Genomic DNA, 17,875 nt, shown 5'->3' with positions numbered 1-17,875 from the left:
TGCCCGAATCGCGGAGGTTGACCATGACACCGGCCAAGCCCGCACCGAACGCCCCGCAGATCAACTGCACGGTGTTGATCGCCGCCGACGCGGCCGCCGCGCATTGGCTCTTTGCCGCCTTCGCGGTACTTGCCGCCGTGGGCGTCATCGCCAGCACCGCGAGCGTGCGGGTCTGTCGCCCGACACGCCGTGCCACGTCAACACTGTGCGCACCCTCGGGAACTCCTTAACGATCACCGCGATCGAAACCGTGGCCGCGCCCGGGGTTCACTGGCAGATTGATCAGCGATGCGGGTGTGGCTGAGTGGCAAGGCACCGGCCTGCAAAGCCGTTTACACGGGTTCGAATCCCGTCACTCGCTCGATGAGGAAGACGCCGATAGGGCGGTGCTCCGACTGCGGTCTGAGCTCGCCCTTTCGCGTTTTTCGTGCTTCTGCGCGCCGACGGGAATGTTGAAGATGTTGGGGCGCAACCGAATCCTCGCCAACGTTGTCAAGCGTGGGACCCAACGTGCTAGCCGATCTCGGTCGGATCGCTGCACAGGAACCGTTGGTCGCCGCGACGGAACCGGTGGTACTCGTGATCGGTGGGGAAGGGCACTCCGCTTACCTGTGTCGCCGTCGCAGCGACACCGACGCAGAACCGGAGACGGTTCGCGGGGTCGGGCAGGGCCGGGAGTTGGCGCACCGCGTCAGCGCCGTACGGGTTGCGGACCTCGAATGGCCGCTGGACGGTGAACGTCTCACTCACGCGCTGCCCGGGATCGAGACGCACGGACAATGCCGGCAGCGGAGGGGCTGCATACAACGGCAACTGGCAACTCGCCGGCGGCCAGTACTCCCTCTTGGCGACCTCGACCACGCCATCGGCTCCCGGCGTCAAGAGATAGTTCTGCGGGCTGTAGTTCGTGCTGAACGCCGGGTGGGTGAGAAGCTGCACCACGTACACCGGTGCGGCGCCGTCGTTGACCACGTCGTAGCGGACCTGGATTCCACTGTCCGACGGTGTGATGTCAACGACCAGCGTCGCTCCCAGTGCCGTCAACCCTCCGGCCGCCGGATCTGCGCATCCATACGAATGCGGTTGTGGCGGTGGTTCACTCATTGCGGTGGCATCCTCACTTGTGCATGCGGCCATCAACAGCAGTCCCGCGATGGCGACACCTTTGGAAACTACGTTGGCCTTCATGGCATCTCACCGTCCGTAGTGATCTCGTCGGGGCAGTCCGAGTTCTTCGCGAAGACCATTCTCGGTCAAGTTCTTCGAATGCCAGGGCGCCACGATTTCAGGGGTCTTCGGGTTGTTGTCGTGATCGATCGGTAGGCCCACCGCGACGCGTTCCAGCACGTCTTGGCCATAGTCGATCGAGTCGTTGCCGGTGTACTCGTTTCCTGTCGAGTGCCCGTGGGTGAAGTCATAGGTATGGGCGAGTTCGTGGTAGAGGGTCACCGACGGTGGGGCGCTCGGGTATCCGAAGTCGTCCAGGAAGAACTGCGGGTTGTACTGGATCGTCGGGTTGCCGTTGTTCGGGTCGGCGGTCCCGTTTTGCTCGGCGAATTCAGTGATCGTCACGGTGGACGGCTGCTGGCCCAGACCGTCGAGCATGGACTGCCCCGTCGGTGACGATCGGTAGAACTCCAGGTCGGCCAGCACCCGCTCCCGGAACTCAGGCGTGCCCTGGACCACGATGTTGTCGGGCAGATCCTTCAGTACCACGTTGACGACGGTGTTGGTACCGTCCACCGGGGCAACACCGTGGACAGTGTCCTCGCCGGCCTGCGCATAGATCGTGTCGTTGCCGCCGTCGTTGTAGACGCGGTCCACGCCGGCGCCTGTGTAGGCCTTGTCGTCGCCCAAACCGCCGGAGACCAAGTCGTTTCCGACACCACCGGACACGATGTCGTTGCCGTTGCCGCCGTAGACATCGTCGCTACCGGCGCCGCCCTCGAGATAGTCGTTGCCGAAGTCGCCCTGAATGTAGTCCTCACCATCACCGCCGTAGATGACGTCATCGCCGTCACCGCCCTCGATGTGGTCGTTGCCGGTGGAGCCGTTGATGTAGTCGCGGCCGGATCCACCTTTGACCCGGTCGTTGCCCGCGCCGGCTTCTATCTTCGCGCGTACCGGAATCCCCTGTTGCACCGCGATCACGTCGTCGCCGCCGCGCGTTTCGATATTGACCTGTTGGGCCTGCCCGGGCGGGTAGCGCTTGGTGACGCCGTTGGTGGTGATCACGATCTCGCCGGTCGTTGGGTCTTGGGTGACGCTGACCTGGTCGTCCTCGTCGCCGGTTTTCACGGTGACCTCGCTGCCGTTCTGGGTTATCTCAGGCTCGCCGGAATTCAGTCCGGTGTCGTTCCCGCTCGTTCCGTTCTCGGCGGCAACGTCTTTCTCAAGTTCCACGTAGCGCGCCGTGATGCCCGCGACGCGACGGGCGATCCTCTCTACTTCGGCGACGGTCCGACCGACGATCTCTTCCATCGTTTCCACCCCGCGCCGGGCTATCTGAGTCAGACGCAGTTCGCGGTCGGGGCCCTCGGGGACGGCCGCCGCCATCGCCTGTACCCATTCTTTGAGTTCGGTCAGTTCGCGTCGCCCGGCTTCGATCAGGGCAGCTGACCGTGTCACCTCGTTGCCCAACTGACGGTCGAGGTCGGCGATTTCGGCGATCCGTCGTGCCTGTCGCTCGGTCTTGGCAGTGTAGTTTTCGGCGGCAGAACCCGACCAGCTGTCGTGGGCGACGGCAGATTCGACTGTGTCGCGGGGTGCTGACCACGCGTTTCCGTTCAGTCTGCTGCCGGTCTCCGGCTGGCCACTGCCATATGTCTGGCGCGCCTGCGACCACGCAGAGTAGAACTGGGCGAGCGCGCTCACATCGGTCCTCCGGACAAAATCTGATTGGTTCACACCATTGTCGAGCACCCTCGGCCCCGCGCGACGCACCAATCTGGGCCGTTGGTCGGAAGTCATCAGCATTTTGACCCGCACCGACTCGAGCGAATAATGCTGCGGTGCCCATGCTGCAGCTCGCCGAGATCCTGTCCACGCTTGACCTGACGGAGACGGGTGAGGGCACCTTCGTCGCAGAGCAGAAGGACAATGCCACTCACCACATCGTGGGCGGGCACATTGCGGCCCAGGCGTTGATCGCAGCCAGCCGCACGGTCGCCCACCGATCGCCGCACAGCCTGCACGTCTACCTCCTGCGCGCCGGTGACGCCCGATACCCGGTGCAGATGGAGGTGAGCACCCTGCGCGACGGTGGTTCGCTGTCCACCCGCCGGGTGATCGGCCGTCAGGGGGACGAGGTGCTGCTCGAAGCTCTTGTCTCGTTCAGCATTCCCATGGCGGCTGCGGACTATCAGCAACCGTTGCCCGCCGTTCCCGAGCCCGACAGCTTGCCTCCGGTCGAGGAACAACTGCAGGCATTTGCCGACGAGGCGCACGGATTCTGGGTGCGTCCGCAGTGGATCGAACGCCGTTACATCGATCCGCCGGCGCGGCTTGCGGTCGAAATGGCCCAGCCTCCGGAGCGAACCCGGATGTGGTGGCGCCCGGCCGAGACGGTCACCGACGATCCGATCATCAACAGCGCGCTGCTGACCTACTTCACCGGCACCGCACTGTTGGAGACCACGGTGACGATGCGGCGGGCCACCCAGGTGAGTGTGTTCTCGGCGCTGATCGACCATGCCATCTGGTTTCACCGCCCGGCTGATTTCACCGATTGGATACTGTCCGACCAGGTTTCACCCAGCGGCATCAACGGGCGCGGTTTGGCCAGCGCCACCCTGTACAACCGGGCGGGTCAACTGGTGTGTTCGTCGACCCAGGAGATGTACTTCGGCCGAGACCGCCACGACTGAGCCACCACGCTCACCGGGTGGACTTGACCACCTGGGCGAAGTTGAACTGCCAGCGTTCGACGATGTGGAAGCCCATGCGTTCGGGCACCCGATAGGCCGGAGCGCGGCCCAGTCGCGGCCCGGGGGCCAACGCGGGACCGGTCTGGCGGCTCGGTGCCGACGGATCGCGCTCGGATATCGTCCACAGCACCGTGCACCGGCGTACCTGGTCGGCGACGCCCCAGATCCCGAGGTGGGCGTCCCACAACCGGTTTCGCTCACGGGCCGGGGCACCCCGGCCGGGATCGACGAGATGGGCATAGGCCGCCGGACGGGCGGCCTTGAGAGGTCGAATCGGTCCCGGCTTCCACGAGGTGGTGTTGTCGAAGATCAGGCAGTCACCGGGAGCGGAGTGCGCCGAGATGACATCGGCGACCTGGCTGAAGTCCATGCCCTCTTTGGCATAGGGACCGCGTTGCCCCACCAGGTAATTCGGTACCGCGGCGACGGCGAACAGCGCCAGCACCGCGGTGATCCACTCCCTGCTTCGCGCCACCCTCACTACGCACACGGCGAGCAGCAGCGCCATCCCCGGCGTGGTGAAACAGAGGTAGCGGGGATAGTAGAGCGGTTGGGCGACAGCTGAATACACCAACAGCGCCGCGGTCGGGACCGTCACCCACGCCGCGGCCAGGGCCACCACAAGCTCGGTACCGCCATCGCCGGGCCGCAGCTTCCTCAGCACCGACGCGGCGATCAACACCACGCCCGCCAGCACGGCGAAGGCCACGCTGTGGTCGAAGTACTGCTCCACGAGAACTTCGCCGAACCAGTGCGCACCGGGCGGCGAGATCCAGCCGACCTGAAAGCTCTGCGAACGACACCACATGGCAAACGGCACCACGAGCGCGACGGCTACCGTGGTCACCACGGCCCATCGGGTGCGGCCACGACGGTCGGACATCATGGCCACGGCTACCGCATGCGGGGCCACCATCAGCACCACGAAGATGTTCAGCACGCTCGAAACCGCCAGCAGCGCACCGTATGACAACCACAACGCGGTACGGTCACGCCGGATGGCCACGATGAGCAGGACTGTCAGCCACCCCGCCGCCAGCGTCGACCAGGAATAGGAACGAGCCTCGATGCCCGCCCACGTGATCCGCGGCAGCATCGCGAAAAGGACGCCGGCACAGACTGATACGGTCCGGCTGCTCAATTGCCGGCCGAGAACCACCACTGCGCCTGCCGCGCCGCCGACCGCCAGGCAGCTGGAGAACCGGGACCAGAACTCGGTGGCCGGGAAGATGGTGAACCAGCCGTGCATGCCCAGGTAGTACAGCCCGTGGACGGCGTCGATGTGGCCGATCAGGTCCCAGAGTTGGGGCACCGACCGAGTGGCCGCCGAAATGGTGGCGGCCTCGTCGAACCAGAGCGAGGGCCGGGCGGCTCCCGCCGCGCACAACACCACGGCGAAGGCCGCCACGGCCAGTGCGTCGAAGCGAACGTCCCCCTGCGTGCGCCGAGCCTTGCCCCCGGCGCGTTCGTTCAGCGATAGATCCACGTCAGCGACGGCCCCCCTCATCCCGATGGCAAACAGTAACCCGAGTCACTTCGAGTCGCTTTCTCCGGCACCGAGATTGCGCCGAGCGCAGGCACCCCAATGAACTGGATCACGCCCGACGGCGAATCGTCCTGGCGACAACGCTGATTCGCCGGGCGTCTGTTACGTCACGGTCAGCATCGATTTCACCGGATCGAGGGTTAACATCAGTGCCGGTATGCGCCGCCCAGAGCTCACAGGGGGCTCAGTTGTCGCCAGGCCGTGCGGGTGTCGTGATTTGCGCCCCTGGTCAGCGGCAACGGGTTACTGTCTCGGGTGGCGTTGCAACTGACAGTGGGAGGGTATTGATGAGCGCGTATCGAACCGTGGTGGTCGGCACGGACGGATCTGATTCGTCATTGCGTGCAGTCGACCGCGCCGGTCAGATTGCCGCCGGCTCGAATGCCAAGCTGATCGTGGCGACCGCCTACTTCCCCCAGAGCGAAGATCAGCGGGCCGCTGATGTGCTCAAGGACGAGGGCTACAAGATGGCCGGCAACGCACCGATCTACGCCATCCTGCGTGAGGCGACGGACCGGGCCAAGGCCGCAGGTGCCACCGACATCGAAGAGCGCCCCGTGGTCGGCGCACCCGTCGATGCGCTCGTCGAGCTGGCCGAGGACGTCAAGGCGGATCTGCTGGTGGTCGGCAACGTCGGTTTGAGCACCATCGCCGGGCGTCTGCTCGGATCGGTGCCCGCGAACGTGGCACGCCGGTCCAAGACCGACGTGCTCATCGTCCACACCAGCTGAGCCGCCCCAGCCGGCTACCAGCCGCGTTCCCGCCACTCTCCGAGATGGGGACGCTCGGCGCCGAGCGTGGTGTCGTCGCCGTGGCCGGGATAGATCACCGTGCGGTCGTCGTAGACGTCGAACACTTTGGCACTGACGTCACCCAGTAGCCGCTCGAAGTCACCCGGTTGCCAGGTCTTGCCGACGCCGCCGGGAAACAAGCAGTCCCCGGTGAACAGGTGCGTCACGCCGTCGGGTGCGGTCAGCGCCAAAGCGACGGATCCCTCGGTGTGCCCCTGTAGGTGGATCACGTCGAACGTGAGATCGCCGATCTGCACGGTGTCCCCGTCGGCCAGGATGCGGTCCGGGGTCACCGGCAGCGGCTCGGCGTCCAGGGAGTGGGCGGCGGTCGGTGCGCCGGTGACCTTTGCCACAGACTCCAGGGCCTGCCAGTGGTCGAAATGCTGGTGGCTGGTCACGATCAACGACACGTCCGGCGCCTGCTGTTCGATCACGTCCAGCAGCGCCTCGGCGTCGTTGGCCGCGTCGATCAGCAGGGTCTTTCCGGTAGAGGTGCAGGTCACCAGGTAGGCGTTGTTATCCATCGGGCCGACCGACACCTTGATGATCGAGGCGTTCGGCAGGGTGCGCCGAGCGGCGGTCCGCGACTCGACGTGACCGGTGTAGGTGTCGTCAACCGTGATGTGAGGGCTGGTCATAGCGTCACCGTAACCGGCTTGTCGGTGGGCGCACATAGCATGGGCGTGAAGTCTGTTTTCGGAAAGGAACCGCGTGGCTGACCGCCTGATCGTCAAGGGTGCCCGCGAGCACAATCTGCGAGGAGTCGACCTCGATCTGCCCCGTGATGCGCTGATTGTGTTCACCGGCCTGTCCGGGTCCGGCAAATCGTCGCTCGCTTTCGACACCATCTTCGCCGAGGGGCAGCGCCGGTACGTCGAGTCTCTGTCGGCGTACGCCCGGCAGTTCCTCGGACAGATGGACAAGCCTGATGTCGACTTCATCGAGGGTCTGTCACCTGCGGTGTCGATCGATCAGAAGTCGACCAACCGCAACCCCCGCTCGACCGTCGGCACCATCACCGAGGTCTACGACTATCTGCGTCTGCTGTACGCCCGCGCCGGCACGCCGCACTGCCCGGTCTGTGGCGAGCGGATCGCCCGGCAGACCCCGCAGCAGATCGTCGACCAGGTCCTGGCCATGGACGAGGGCCTGCGGTTCCAGGTGCTGGCGCCCGTGGTCCGCACCCGCAAGGGCGAGTTCGTCGACCTGTTCGAGAAGCTCAACACGCAGGGCTACAGCCGCGTGCGGGTCGATGGCGTGGTGCATCCGCTGACCGATCCGCCGAAGCTCAAGAAACAGGAGAAGCACGACATCGAGGTGGTCGTCGACCGTCTGACGGTCAAGGCCAGCTCCAAGCAGCGGCTCACCGATTCGGTGGAGACCGCGCTGAACCTGGCCGACGGCATCGTGGTGCTGGAGTTCGTCGACCGCGAGGATGACCATCCGCATCGGGAGCAGCGCTTCTCCGAGAAACTGGCCTGCCCCAATGGCCACCCGCTGGCCGTGGATGACCTGGAACCCCGGTCGTTCTCGTTCAACTCGCCCTACGGCGCCTGCCCGGAGTGCACCGGCCTGGGCATCCGCAAAGAGGTCGACCCGGAACTGGTGATCCCGGACCCGGAGCTCACCCTGGCCGAAGGCGCGATCGCGCCGTGGGCGGTGGGACAGAGCGCCGAGTACTTCACCCGGATGCTGTCCGGCCTCGGTGAGGAGATGGGGTTCGACGTCAACACTCCGTGGAAGAAGCTGCCGGCCAAGGCGCGGCGGGCGATCCTGGAGGGCTGCGACCACCAGGTGCACGTCCGCTACAAGAATCGCTACGGGCGTACCCGGTCCTACTACGCCGATTTCGAGGGCGTGATGGCGTTCCTGCAGCGCCGCATGGAGCAGACCGACTCGGAGCAGATGAAGGAACGCTACGAGGGCTTCATGCGCGACATCCCGTGCCCGGAATGCAACGGCACGCGCCTCAAGCCCGAGATCCTCGCGGTGACGATGGCGGCGGGGGACTTCGGCGCGAAATCCATCGCCGAAGTCGCTGAACTGTCGATCGCGGACTGCGCCGATTTCTTGAATGCACTGACCTTGGGGCATCGCGAGCAGGCCATCGCCGGGCAGGTGCTCAAGGAGATCCAGTCGAGGCTCGGGTTCCTGCTCGACGTCGGGTTGGACTACCTGTCGCTGTCTCGGGCGGCCGCGACGCTGTCCGGTGGGGAGGCACAACGCATCCGGCTGGCCACCCAGATCGGCTCCGGCCTGGTCGGCGTGCTGTACGTGCTCGACGAGCCGTCGATCGGCCTGCACCAGCGCGACAACCGCCGGCTGATCGACACCCTGGTTCGCCTGCGCGACCTGGGCAACACCCTGATCGTCGTCGAGCACGACCTCGACACGATCGCCCATGCCGACTGGGTGGTCGACATCGGCCCGGCAGCCGGTGAGCACGGCGGCCGGATCGTGCACAGCGGCACCTATCAGGATCTGCTGACGAATCCCGAATCCATCACGGGTGCTTACCTTTCCGGTAAGGAGAGCATCGAGGTGCCGGCGATGCGGCGGCCCACCGACAAACGCCGCCAGGTCACCGTGGTGGGTGCGCGGGAGAACAACCTCAAGGAGATCGACGTCGCGTTCCCGCTCGGCGTGCTGACCTCCGTCACCGGTGTCTCCGGCTCGGGTAAGTCGACTCTGGTCAACGACATCCTGGCCGCGGTGATGGCCAACAAGCTCAACGGCGCGCGCCAGGTGCCCGGCCGGCACACCCGTGTCAACGGTCTCGATCAGTTGGACAAGTTGGTCCGCGTCGACCAATCGCCGATCGGCCGCACGCCGCGGTCCAACCCGGCCACCTACACCGGGGTGTTCGACAAGATCCGGTCACTGTTCGCGGCCACCACCGAGGCCAAGGTTCGCGGCTATCAGCCGGGCCGGTTCTCGTTCAACGTAAAGGGCGGCCGGTGCGAGGCCTGCTCGGGTGACGGCACCATCAAGATCGAGATGAACTTCCTGCCCGACGTGTACGTGCCGTGTGAGGTGTGCCAGGGCGCGCGGTACAACCGGGAGACCCTTGAGGTTCATTACAAGGGCAAGACCATCGCCGAGGTGCTCGACATGTCGATCGAAGACGCCACCGAGTTCTTCGAGCCGATCAGCTCGATCCACCGCTACCTCAAGACCCTCGTCGATGTCGGGTTAGGTTACGTGCGGCTGGGACAGCCGGCGCCGACGCTGTCCGGCGGTGAGGCGCAGCGCGTCAAGCTGGCTGCCGAGCTGCAGAAGCGCTCCACCGGGCGCACGGTGTACATCCTCGACGAACCCACCACCGGCCTGCATTTCGAGGACATCCGCAAACTGCTCAAGGTGATCAACGGGCTTGTCGACAAAGGCAATACGGTGATCGTGATCGAGCACAACCTCGACGTGATCAAGACCTCGGACTGGATTGTCGACATGGGTCCCGAAGGCGGGGCCGGCGGCGGCACCGTCGTCGCCCAGGGCACGCCGGAGGACGTCGCGGCGGACCCGGCCAGCTACACCGGAAAATTCCTGGCCGAGCTGATCGATGTGCCGGCACCGAAAGCCAAGCGGCGCAAGGTCAGCGCCTAGACCGGCCGCTTCGACAAGGGCGACGGGAACCGCGGGCTGACGCGTACCCCGGCCAGCCAGTCGGTGAGTGCGTCGGCGCGCTCCTGCAGCGCCCGGGTGCCGTCGCGTCCGATCTCTTCCAGCAGATGAAGCTGGATGCGTCCGTCGGCGTCTTGGCCCCAACCGCCGACGATCCGCCCGTTCCACCATGCGGTGGGGCCGGCGTTGCCGTTGCGGTCGAACACCTGGCCGCGGTGCTCCCCGAGGTACCAATCCCGGTCGAACCACCCCATGGTGGTGACGTCCAGGCCCGGGAGCAGCGCCGCCCAGGGCTCAGCCTCGGGTTCGACGTCGAGATCGTCGGGCAGCACATAGCCCGGGGCGCCGTCCAGATCCACCTCGACGGCACCGATATCGTTTAGGGCGTGCCGGGCCCAGGTCAGGGTGTTTCCGAACCACCATTTGACGTCGGTCACCGTCGCCGGGCCAAACATCCGTAACCAGGTGCGGACCAGTTCGGCGCGGGCATGACCGGGTTGCGCAGCGGGCAACGGCGCCCCGAGCCAGTCGGCGGTGAGCGTCCATCGGGGCCGTGAGGTGTTCCAGCCGCCGTCATTGGGACCACGCACGATTTCACCGCGGACCCCGAGAACTGTCAGAACCCTTGGCCCCAACGGGGTTTCGCCGCCCCAGCGTTTGCCGGGCGCGGGGTCGTGGCGGCCGGCCAACTCCGGCAGCGCGGCGCGCAGGTCCTTGGCGCTGGTGGGGCCATTCTGTTCGAGGTGGTCGAGCACCGCCGCGCATGCGGTGTCCAGCCATGTGCGGCCATCCGGTGCGACACCGGCCATCTCCACATCACCGCTGAGTTTGCGCTGTTCGTTGCCGGCCACCCGATCACTGGCAGCGGCCTGCACCAGCGCCAGGTCCTCGGCGCGCACGATCCACAATGTGCGTCGCATCGCCAGATGTTTGACCACCGAGCGCTTTTCGTAGAGTGCCGTGTCCAGATCTGGTACACCGAACGCGGGCATCCGCGCCCACAGTGACAGGTACGGGGTCGACGGGTCGGTCGCGTGTAGACCGACGAAGGCGGCCGTTGCGGCATCGATCGACTCGGCCGGCCGGCTCAGGAAATGGCGCCGGGCCAACCGCGCGCGACGCTCCGCCAAGGTGAATGAGCGCACGGGTCAGGCGTCGCCCTGCTCGTGCATCGACTCACGGATCTTCTGCAACCGCTCGGCCGCCGCCTGCTGACGCTTCTCGTACTGCTCCTCGACCGAACGGCCCTCAGGTGTCTCGGCCGCCAGCTCCGAGGCGCCCAATGCGGTGCCGAATCGGGTCTCGATTTTCTCCCGCACGGCGTCGAACGTCGGCACCCCGGCCGGTGTGTAACCGGTCTCGGTTTCCTGCGGCACCTCCGGCTGCGTGGGTTCCTTGCTCACAACACCCACGGTACCTGGGCGAACCGACATTTCTTGGGATCGGTAGCGATCGGTCCGATCTTGACTCAAGACACGACGGAGCCAACGGGGCGACGCGAAAGAAGCGAAGGGGAAGCACATGAATCGAGTCATCGCAGCCGCCATGGGAATGCTGGCCACCGGTGCGGTGCTGGTCGGCTGCTCGGACGAGAAGCCGACGGACACATCCGAGAAGCCTGCCGCCGCGGCAGACCAATCCGCCGGTGACGCGAAGGTCAGCAGCGGAGGCACCACCGTGGTGAAGGTGGACGGCAAGGACCTGGCCGGGCTCGACCTCAACTCCGTCACCTGCGTCAAGCAGGGCGGCAAGATCAACGTGGGCAGCGCCGCGATCGGCGGGCAGCAGGGCCTGGGGGTGGTGATGACCGACGAGGCCACTCCGAAGGTCGAATCGTTGGGCCTCGTCTACGACGGCAGCGCGCTCGCGGTCAGCGAGGCCATGGGCGCCAAGGTCGGCTCGGCAGAGGTCACGGTGGACGGTGACACCTACACCATCACCGGCGAGGCCTCGGGCGCGGACATGGCCAACCCGATGGCCGGGATGATCAACAAGCCGTTCACCATCACGGTGAGCTGCAGCTGAACCATCCGGAAACCGCCGACAGCGGCGGGCGTCTCGTCGACGCCCGCCGCTTTCCTATGATGCGTGGTGTGACGATCGTGGAGGAGCTGGGCCGCGCCCGTCACCTCGCGTTGGCCGCCCACGAGCAAGCCGCACACGATCTGTTGGCGGCGCTCATGCCCCGCATCGAAGAGGCCGACCGCGACGACTTCGCCCTCGAGGCGCTCGCCCAACTCAGCGAGATGTACCTCGTGCGCAGCGCCTATGACGGTGCGGCCGAAGGCATTCAACGCATCGATGACTGCCTGGCCATCTACAGCGCGATCCGGGCCGGAACCATGCCGGAAGCGGCAGACCAAGTCAGCCTGTCCGATGCCGAGGTCGACCGGATGATCTGCCGCTACGGCCGGCGCGCCGAATTCCTGCGAGCCGGGCTGGCGGCGGCGCGAGGCGAACACGAGCAGGCCGCGGCGCATCTACAGACCTTGACCGAAATGGCGCCCGGGCCATCGGATCTCGACGACGAACACCGGCGCTTGGTGTGCCGCGCCCGCATCCTGGTTGCCGACGGTCTGTGTGACGACGATCTGTACGCCGCATCGGCCCCACTGTGGGATGCGGTCACCGAATCGTTGAACGCCGTCGCTGCGTCGGGTGTCGACGACGCCGAGGACGATCACCTGTTCGTCACCGGCGCCCTCGGTTACGGCCGCTTCTGTGTGGAATCCGGACGGCTCGACGAAGCCCAGCCGTGGCTTCGCCGGGCCGCCGCGCGGGCCGAGGCCCGCGGCTGGGCGCTGTCGCGGGCCCGGGCCCAACTGGAACAGGCCGCGGCCTGCTGGACGGCCGCCGAATACAGCGACACCCAGGACCTGGTCACCGAGGCCTACCCGGTGATCGCCGAGCATGCCAGGGCCCACGACGTTTCTCGAAGCTGGCTGTACTTCGGCCTGATCCGGTTGGGGGTCGGCGCGCTGCGCGAGGCCGACCAGTGCTGGGAGTATGCCGAGCGGCACTGGCGGGAGTTGGGCAAACCCCAACATATCCATCGGATCCTGTTGCAGCGCAGTTGGATCTCGGTGTTCCGCGGGGCTTTCGACGACGCCGCGGCGATGGTGGCCGAGGCCCGTGAACTGCTGGACTCCGCACCGCGGCACAGCTGGTTGCAGTACGCCCGGCTCGACGCCCACCTAGGCAACATCTGGCGGGCCCGGGCGCTGGCCGAGATGGGGTTCGACGGCCTGGGCCGCCCGGACCAGAGCTGGGAAGAGGTCGAGGCCACCCACGCTTCCGGCAAGGGGGTGTTCAACTGCCGGCCCGGCAGCAAGAAGTACCGCAGCGGCATGGCGATGTTGGAGCGGGCCGCTGATCTCAAGGTGCCCGCGGCGCTCGCGGTGGACTCAGTGCGCTACACGATCGTCGACGCCGGCGCCCGGATGCGTTGGGCCAGTTGCGTCTCGGCGCCGATGCTGGCCGGCGCATTCGCCGTGGCCTGGGAGTGGGACAACGCCGAACTGGTCTCCGAGCTGGTCGAATACCACAGCGCCAGAGGGACCTTCAGCTCCGAACCGACTGCGCAGCAGGCGGCCGACTGGGCCGACACGGCCACCGCGCCGGTCCCGTTGGAGGCGGAACTGGTCCCTGAACTGGCGGTGGCGGCGGCAGCGCCCGCGCCTGGTACGGGAGGGCTGACCAGGCTGGGCCCGCTGCCGCCGCTGCGCATGGACCCGCAGGCCGCCCCGATCCTGACTCGATACCGCGAACTGGCCTGGGAGCGCTATGGCCGGACCGTCACCTCGCCGGAGCCGGAATGGACGACCTGGCCATGACCGCAACCCTGGTGCTGCGCTTCGCCGATGTCGGTATCGTGACCTACGCCAGCCTGCGCGTGGTGGGAGAGCCTGCCCGATCGGTCACCTGGGTGCTCGAAGAACCGGAACTGCAGACGCTCTACGACGCGCTGGACCTGGCGCTACCTGACCCTCGCGACACGGAATCCCCGGCCGACGCCATCGAAAGATCGCTCACTGCAGGGCCTTTCGCTGACCCGAAGAGCGAGCTGAAGTGGGCCGGCGATCTGGGGGCCCGGCTGATCGGGAGGGACGCCTGGAACCTGCTGGCCGACTACGTGGCCTCCCCGCGCGCCGCATTGTTCATCACCCCGAGTCCGAAACTGGCCCGGGTACCCTGGGGTCAGCTGGTCATGCCCGACCGCCATCGATTCCGGTTGATGGAGCTGGTCGATGTGCTGATGGCGGTGCCGCCCAATATCGTGCACGCACCCCGCAGCACCGCCAACTGGTCGGCGCGGCGAGAGGAGCCCGCGGCGCTGGTCCTCGACCCGCGGATTCCCGGACAGCGTCCCGATTCGGCCTTTGGCTCGGTACTGGGCCGTCCCTCACCCGAGACCGCGCTGGCGCGCCATTTCGCGCCGCTGGTGGAAACCGGCCGGGTGCGGCCCGACGTGACCGCGTCCGTAGAACTGTTCCGGCGCACCGATATCGACCGGCACTGGCTGGCGACGGTCTGTGCCGACACCCCGTCCCGGCTCCTCTATGTCGGACACGCCAGCGCCGCCGAGGGCGGTGTCGGACATGCTGACCGGGCGGCGCTGCACCTCGCCGAAGACCGCGCCCTGAGTGCGGCCGACATCATCGCCGCCGGGCTTGCGGTCCCCCCGCGTGTGGCGCTGCTGGCCTGTGCGTCCGGCGGAGACTACCGGTTCGACGAGGCCACGGGCCTGGTGGCGGCGATGGTTCTGGGCGGGGCCCAGCTGGTCACCGCGACGCTGTGGCCACTGCCCACCACGGCCGGATACCGCCGGTTCGTCTCGGGTGCAACGGATCCGGAGCACGATCCGATGGGGGAGACGGTGGTCGGTGTGGACCTGGCCCACCGCGAGGACGAGGCGGGACGCGCCGTCAACCGTTGGCAGCGCGCCCAGATGCGGCGTTGGCGTGAGGGGGATCTCCGTGCCAGTCCGCTCTATTGGGCTGCGCTGGCCACGTTCACCGTCGACGGCGCCCGCTGATCAGGCCGGTCGATCACACCGGCGCAACGCAGACCGCGACGGTGCATTCATCCCCGGGCCGGTAATACGCGTCGACCACGCTGCCCGGTGACAGCTTCGGCAGCGCCGAGACCGGAATCAGCGTCCGCTGCCGCACCGGGAACTGGCCTCCACCACACCGGCTGACCATCAGGTCGAGCTCGACCTCGTGGTGGTCCTCGCAGATCGTCCCGGTGGTGCGCATCCCGGTGACGATCCCGCGGGACCGGGTGCCGGTGCGGATCAAGGCGAGCTGAGCGGCAGTCATCAGGCCCTTGCGGATCAGCATGTGGTCGAATTCGGCTGCCAGCTCGGCGAGTGTGGCCAGACGCTCGTCGGTCTCGTCGTCCGTCGTGCGACAACGCGTGCGGGGCGCGGCGGTCAACGCGGCGCCGAGGGCGCCGCCGCACAGTAACCACAGGACGGTGAGCAGCACGGCGTCGGTCATCTCATCAGGCTGCGGCCGACCGGCGGCTACCGAACCCAACTTCGGCCCCTCTATCGTGGGATCGGTGAGCATCGGGTCCGAGACGGCGGGGGCGCAGGCCGCCGCGAATCGGGGCCTGAACCTGCCGGCACCGCGCCGCGCCGTGATCGACCGGGCCTGGCGTGCACTCGGCCCGGGAGTCGAGGTGTTCAGCGCCGGCGACGGCGGACCGCTGCGCCGGACCGTCAAACGCATCATCGATCCACTGGTGCTCCGGCTGCGCAGCAACACGCACTTCTCGGCACCGGTGCTGGCGCCGGAGACAGCCGCCGAGCTGCATGAGCAGATGATGCGCTGCGCACCGCAATTGCGTGCTGCCGCAGCGTGGTTCACCGAGCTCAAAGCACAGCGCCGACGGTTGCGCATCACCAGCGGCAACGCTCAAGAGTTGTACTTCCCGGTGTGTTTCGAACTTGCGGTGACCCGTGGTGCCCCGGCATCCGACAAAGGCGAGGTGGCCGCCGAGGTGCTGGCCGAGCTGCATCACGGCCGGGACCGGACCGCCATCGAGTCGCTCAACCGGTACGTGGCCGACCCGCGGGTTCTCGATCGGTTGCGTCGCCAGTTGGAGCGCAGCTGGGATGACGTCGTCGCCTCCGATGCCATCACCGACCCGTTCTTCGCCGGGCTGGCGACCGTGCTGGGCCCTGCCGACAGCCACCGCGCCGAGGCCGCCCGGCAGCGGGTGTGGTCGGCGCTGGTGGCCGACGCCACCCCGTACAACCTCGGCGCGCGGGCGCGACGGCCCGACCCGGAACTGCCGTTCTCGATCGTCGAGGCAGGGTTGAGTTCGGCACTGCCGCAACGGCCCCCGGCGATCACCGGTCCGGCCAAAAGCGACCGCCCGCTGGACCGCAGCGTGGTGGACCGGGTGCGGGCCACCTTGCGGCGGGCACTGGACCGCGACGAACTGCCCGACATCCCGTTGCTGTGCGACGAGGAGGTGGACCGGGCCTGCGCACCGTGGGGTCTGCTCGCCGAGGACAAACAGGCCGGCCTGCTGGCCGGAATCGAAGTCGCCCGGGATCTTCATCCGCTCGACGCCGCGAGGACGGGACGTTACCAACTGTCGGCTCGTATCCAGGCCCGGCTGGCCAAGGAGGCCTACGTGTTGCACGCGCGTCGCTATGCGTCCGAGGGCGGGCCCATCCATCCTCGCCAACGGCAGGTCCTCGCGGATCTGACGGGCTTCGCCCGGCCCTATCTGAGCCGGCTCTGGGCACGTCTGCATGGCCGCGACGTGTGGCAGGAATCCTGTGCGGATGTCGACGAGTTTCGGTCACTGCTGGAAGGGGTGGCCAGATCGGTCAGCCTCGACCATCGACAGCAGATCAAATCGATGCTGGAAACGCAGGTGGCACCGTGAGATTGGTTGCCGACGGCGGTCTGTGGAGCACCGGTCCGCTGAACCTCCCAGCACCGTTGGTCGCCGTCCTCGAAGTCAGCGGCGCCGTGCTGTCGTGGGCGGTCGACGGTGACGCCACCGACCCGCCGTCGATCACATTCACCGACCCGGCCCGCGCGGACTGGCTGTGGCGCGTGCTCGGCGAGGCCGGCCATGTCGCCGTCCTGGAGACCGTGCGTCATCGGGAACCGGGGGAACCGGTCGACCTGCCCGGTGTCGACGCGCTACCGGGTGCCACGAATGCGTTGCGGCGGTTGGCCTTTGGGCACTGGCTTCGGCGATGGTGGCCGGCCAGCGACCGCGACGGCATCGCGACGCTGGATCGCTGCCTACTCGACGCCGAGGTGGCCCTGCTGACGGTAGCGGCCGAGGAATACTTCACCGACGACACCCTGGATTCCGATGCCGCCGGGCTCTTGGCCCCCCAGCTGACGGCACTGAACATCCGTGCCGCAGAAGGAGACCCGAGGGTGGTGGCGCTGATCGACGACTGCCGCGAGCTGGCCGCCGACATCGGGCTGGATTGGCCAGATGTCACCGAGGCCACACCTCGGCGCGATGACTTTGCGTTGGCCGCCGGCCGCGGCGAACCATCGCCTGTGGCAGACCGGATCGCCGGCGGCGTGGCGTCGGTCGAATGGGCGGCGGTGCCGCCGGGCATGTTCGACGCCGCCGAGAACACGATCGAGTGGTCGGTGAACGCCGGTGCCGAGGCGGTGGTGCAGGTCGCGCTCGCCGGCCCGGATTCTCCGTCGGGCATCGCGGTGCAACTGCACGGTGGCGGCCCCGTCGGCTCCGGGGTTCTCGACGCCGCCGGCCGCGCCGTGCTGCCGTTACACGATCCGAATGGTCAGCGTCTCAATGAGACTCAGGTATGGAACCAGGACTGGTCACAGACCACCGCGCGGGTTGGCGCGGTACACGTGGCGGAATCGGCCGAGACCCGGCACCGGGTGCGCGCGCTGGCCCGGGCCAGGCTTGCGGCGCCGCCCGAGGACGCCTTTCTGGCCGAGGTGTTCGCGGCCGAATCCGACTACTGAGCC

Annotated in this window: 16 protein-coding genes and 1 tRNA gene; 9 read left to right on the top strand and 8 right to left on the bottom strand. The window is 67.3% G+C overall.

What is annotated here, in order from left to right; all coding sequences use genetic code 11:
• Positions 1 to 196: hypothetical protein (locus A5699_RS07880; RefSeq protein ID WP_157561144.1), on the bottom strand; the 196-nt coding region annotated here is incomplete at its 3' end.
• 94 nt (positions 197 to 290) lie between these two features.
• Between A5699_RS07880 and A5699_RS07875 the strand changes: the two genes are divergently transcribed.
• A tRNA-Cys gene (locus A5699_RS07875) sits at positions 291 to 361 on the top strand.
• Between the two features lie 152 nt (positions 362 to 513).
• Here A5699_RS07875 and A5699_RS07870 read toward each other — a convergent pair.
• Together A5699_RS07870 and A5699_RS07865 are read right to left on the bottom strand one after the other, a co-directional pair.
• Positions 514 to 1,188, bottom strand: coding sequence for a hypothetical protein (locus A5699_RS07870; RefSeq protein WP_067767896.1), 675 nt, complete (start codon positions 1,186 to 1,188; stop codon positions 514 to 516).
• Positions 1,189 to 1,194: 6 nt separating this feature from the next.
• Positions 1,195 to 2,874 carry a M91 family zinc metallopeptidase gene (locus A5699_RS07865; RefSeq protein WP_067767894.1) on the bottom strand — a complete coding sequence of 560 codons (1,680 nt, stop codon included), beginning with the start codon at positions 2,872 to 2,874 and terminating at the stop codon, positions 1,195 to 1,197.
• 143 nt (positions 2,875 to 3,017) lie between these two features.
• On the opposite strand from A5699_RS07865, the gene A5699_RS07860 reads away from it, so the two are divergent.
• Positions 3,018 to 3,866, top strand: a complete 849-nt coding sequence (locus A5699_RS07860; RefSeq protein WP_157561146.1) for an acyl-CoA thioesterase II — start codon at positions 3,018 to 3,020, stop codon at positions 3,864 to 3,866.
• 10 nt (positions 3,867 to 3,876) lie between these two features.
• On the opposite strand, the gene A5699_RS07855 is transcribed toward A5699_RS07860, so the two are convergent.
• Positions 3,877 to 5,412, bottom strand: coding sequence for a glycosyltransferase family 39 protein (locus A5699_RS07855; RefSeq protein WP_067767890.1), 1,536 nt, complete (start codon positions 5,410 to 5,412; stop codon positions 3,877 to 3,879).
• 347 nt (positions 5,413 to 5,759) lie between these two features.
• Between A5699_RS07855 and A5699_RS07850 the strand changes: the two genes are divergently transcribed.
• Positions 5,760 to 6,203, top strand: coding sequence for a universal stress protein (locus A5699_RS07850; RefSeq protein WP_003884746.1), 444 nt, complete (start codon positions 5,760 to 5,762; stop codon positions 6,201 to 6,203).
• 14 nt (positions 6,204 to 6,217) lie between these two features.
• On the opposite strand, the gene A5699_RS07845 is transcribed toward A5699_RS07850, so the two are convergent.
• Positions 6,218 to 6,901 (bottom strand): MBL fold metallo-hydrolase, encoded by a 684-nt coding sequence (locus tag A5699_RS07845; RefSeq protein ID WP_067767888.1) that lies wholly within the window; start codon positions 6,899 to 6,901, stop codon positions 6,218 to 6,220.
• A gap of 73 nt (positions 6,902 to 6,974) precedes the next feature.
• Here A5699_RS07845 and uvrA point away from each other — a divergent pair, with 73 nt between their 5' ends.
• Positions 6,975 to 9,869: an excinuclease ABC subunit UvrA gene (uvrA, locus tag A5699_RS07840; RefSeq protein ID WP_067767885.1), complete on the top strand. Its 2,895-nt coding sequence runs from the start codon at positions 6,975 to 6,977 to the stop codon at positions 9,867 to 9,869.
• On the opposite strand, the gene A5699_RS07835 is transcribed toward uvrA, so the two are convergent.
• Positions 9,866 to 11,032, bottom strand: a complete 1,167-nt coding sequence (locus A5699_RS07835; RefSeq protein ID WP_067767882.1) for a winged helix DNA-binding domain-containing protein — start codon at positions 11,030 to 11,032, stop codon at positions 9,866 to 9,868. The two genes, uvrA and A5699_RS07835, sit on opposite strands and share 4 nt — an antisense overlap.
• 3 nt (positions 11,033 to 11,035) lie before the next feature.
• Positions 11,036 to 11,320 (bottom strand): hypothetical protein, encoded by a 285-nt coding sequence (locus A5699_RS07830; protein ID WP_067767879.1) that lies wholly within the window; start codon positions 11,318 to 11,320, stop codon positions 11,036 to 11,038.
• 88 nt (positions 11,321 to 11,408) lie between these two features.
• Here A5699_RS07830 and A5699_RS07825 point away from each other — a divergent pair, with 88 nt between their 5' ends.
• The 3 genes from A5699_RS07825 (at position 11,409) to A5699_RS07815 (ending at position 14,922) form a co-directional block, all read left to right on the top strand.
• Positions 11,409 to 11,912, top strand: a complete 504-nt coding sequence (locus tag A5699_RS07825; RefSeq protein ID WP_067767875.1) for a lipoprotein LpqH — start codon at positions 11,409 to 11,411, stop codon at positions 11,910 to 11,912.
• A gap of 68 nt (positions 11,913 to 11,980) precedes the next feature.
• Positions 11,981 to 13,720 carry a hypothetical protein gene (locus tag A5699_RS07820; protein ID WP_067767907.1) on the top strand — a complete coding sequence of 580 codons (1,740 nt, stop codon included), beginning with the start codon at positions 11,981 to 11,983 and terminating at the stop codon, positions 13,718 to 13,720.
• A complete protein-coding gene (locus tag A5699_RS07815; protein ID WP_197508226.1) occupies positions 13,717 to 14,922 on the top strand; it encodes a CHAT domain-containing protein in 1,206 nt (401 codons plus the stop codon). Before A5699_RS07820 ends, A5699_RS07815 begins: the two co-directional genes overlap by 4 nt.
• 13 nt (positions 14,923 to 14,935) lie before the next feature.
• On the opposite strand, the gene A5699_RS07810 is transcribed toward A5699_RS07815, so the two are convergent.
• Positions 14,936 to 15,388: a hypothetical protein gene (locus A5699_RS07810; RefSeq protein WP_067767869.1), complete on the bottom strand. Its 453-nt coding sequence runs from the start codon at positions 15,386 to 15,388 to the stop codon at positions 14,936 to 14,938.
• Between the two features lie 64 nt (positions 15,389 to 15,452).
• Here A5699_RS07810 and A5699_RS07805 point away from each other — a divergent pair, with 64 nt between their 5' ends.
• Together A5699_RS07805 and A5699_RS07800 are read left to right on the top strand one after the other, a co-directional pair.
• Complete coding sequence (locus A5699_RS07805; RefSeq protein WP_369806673.1) at positions 15,453 to 16,793, top strand: hypothetical protein; 1,341 nt, start codon at positions 15,453 to 15,455, stop codon at positions 16,791 to 16,793.
• Positions 16,790 to 17,872, top strand: a complete 1,083-nt coding sequence (locus A5699_RS07800; RefSeq protein WP_067767866.1) for a hypothetical protein — start codon at positions 16,790 to 16,792, stop codon at positions 17,870 to 17,872. Before A5699_RS07805 ends, A5699_RS07800 begins: the two co-directional genes overlap by 4 nt.
• The last annotated feature ends 3 nt before the right edge of the window (positions 17,873 to 17,875 follow it).

This window comes from Mycobacterium sp. E802, assembly GCF_001666875.1.
Taxonomy (GTDB): Bacteria; Actinomycetota; Actinomycetes; order Mycobacteriales; family Mycobacteriaceae; genus Mycobacterium.
The sequence above is the reverse complement of the archived record's forward strand: the minus strand, read 5'-3'. Positions and strand labels throughout refer to the sequence as shown.

What these genes read in the sequence shown, in the direction of transcription:
- A5699_RS07870 (WP_067767896.1), bottom strand. Translation starts at nt 1,188, where the DNA reads ATGAAGGCCAACGTAGTTTCCAAAGGTGTCGCCATCGCGGGACTGCTG.
- A5699_RS07860 (WP_157561146.1), top strand. Translation starts at nt 3,018, where the DNA reads ATGCTGCAGCTCGCCGAGATCCTGTCCACGCTTGACCTGACGGAGACG.
- A5699_RS07850 (WP_003884746.1), top strand. Translation starts at nt 5,760, where the DNA reads ATGAGCGCGTATCGAACCGTGGTGGTCGGCACGGACGGATCTGATTCG.
- A5699_RS07845 (WP_067767888.1), bottom strand. Translation starts at nt 6,901, where the DNA reads ATGACCAGCCCTCACATCACGGTTGACGACACCTACACCGGTCACGTC.
- A5699_RS07830 (WP_067767879.1), bottom strand. Translation starts at nt 11,320, where the DNA reads ATGTCGGTTCGCCCAGGTACCGTGGGTGTTGTGAGCAAGGAACCCACG.
- A5699_RS07825 (WP_067767875.1), top strand. Translation starts at nt 11,409, where the DNA reads ATGAATCGAGTCATCGCAGCCGCCATGGGAATGCTGGCCACCGGTGCG.
- A5699_RS07815 (WP_197508226.1), top strand. Translation starts at nt 13,717, where the DNA reads ATGACCGCAACCCTGGTGCTGCGCTTCGCCGATGTCGGTATCGTGACC.
- A5699_RS07810 (WP_067767869.1), bottom strand. Translation starts at nt 15,388, where the DNA reads ATGACCGACGCCGTGCTGCTCACCGTCCTGTGGTTACTGTGCGGCGGC.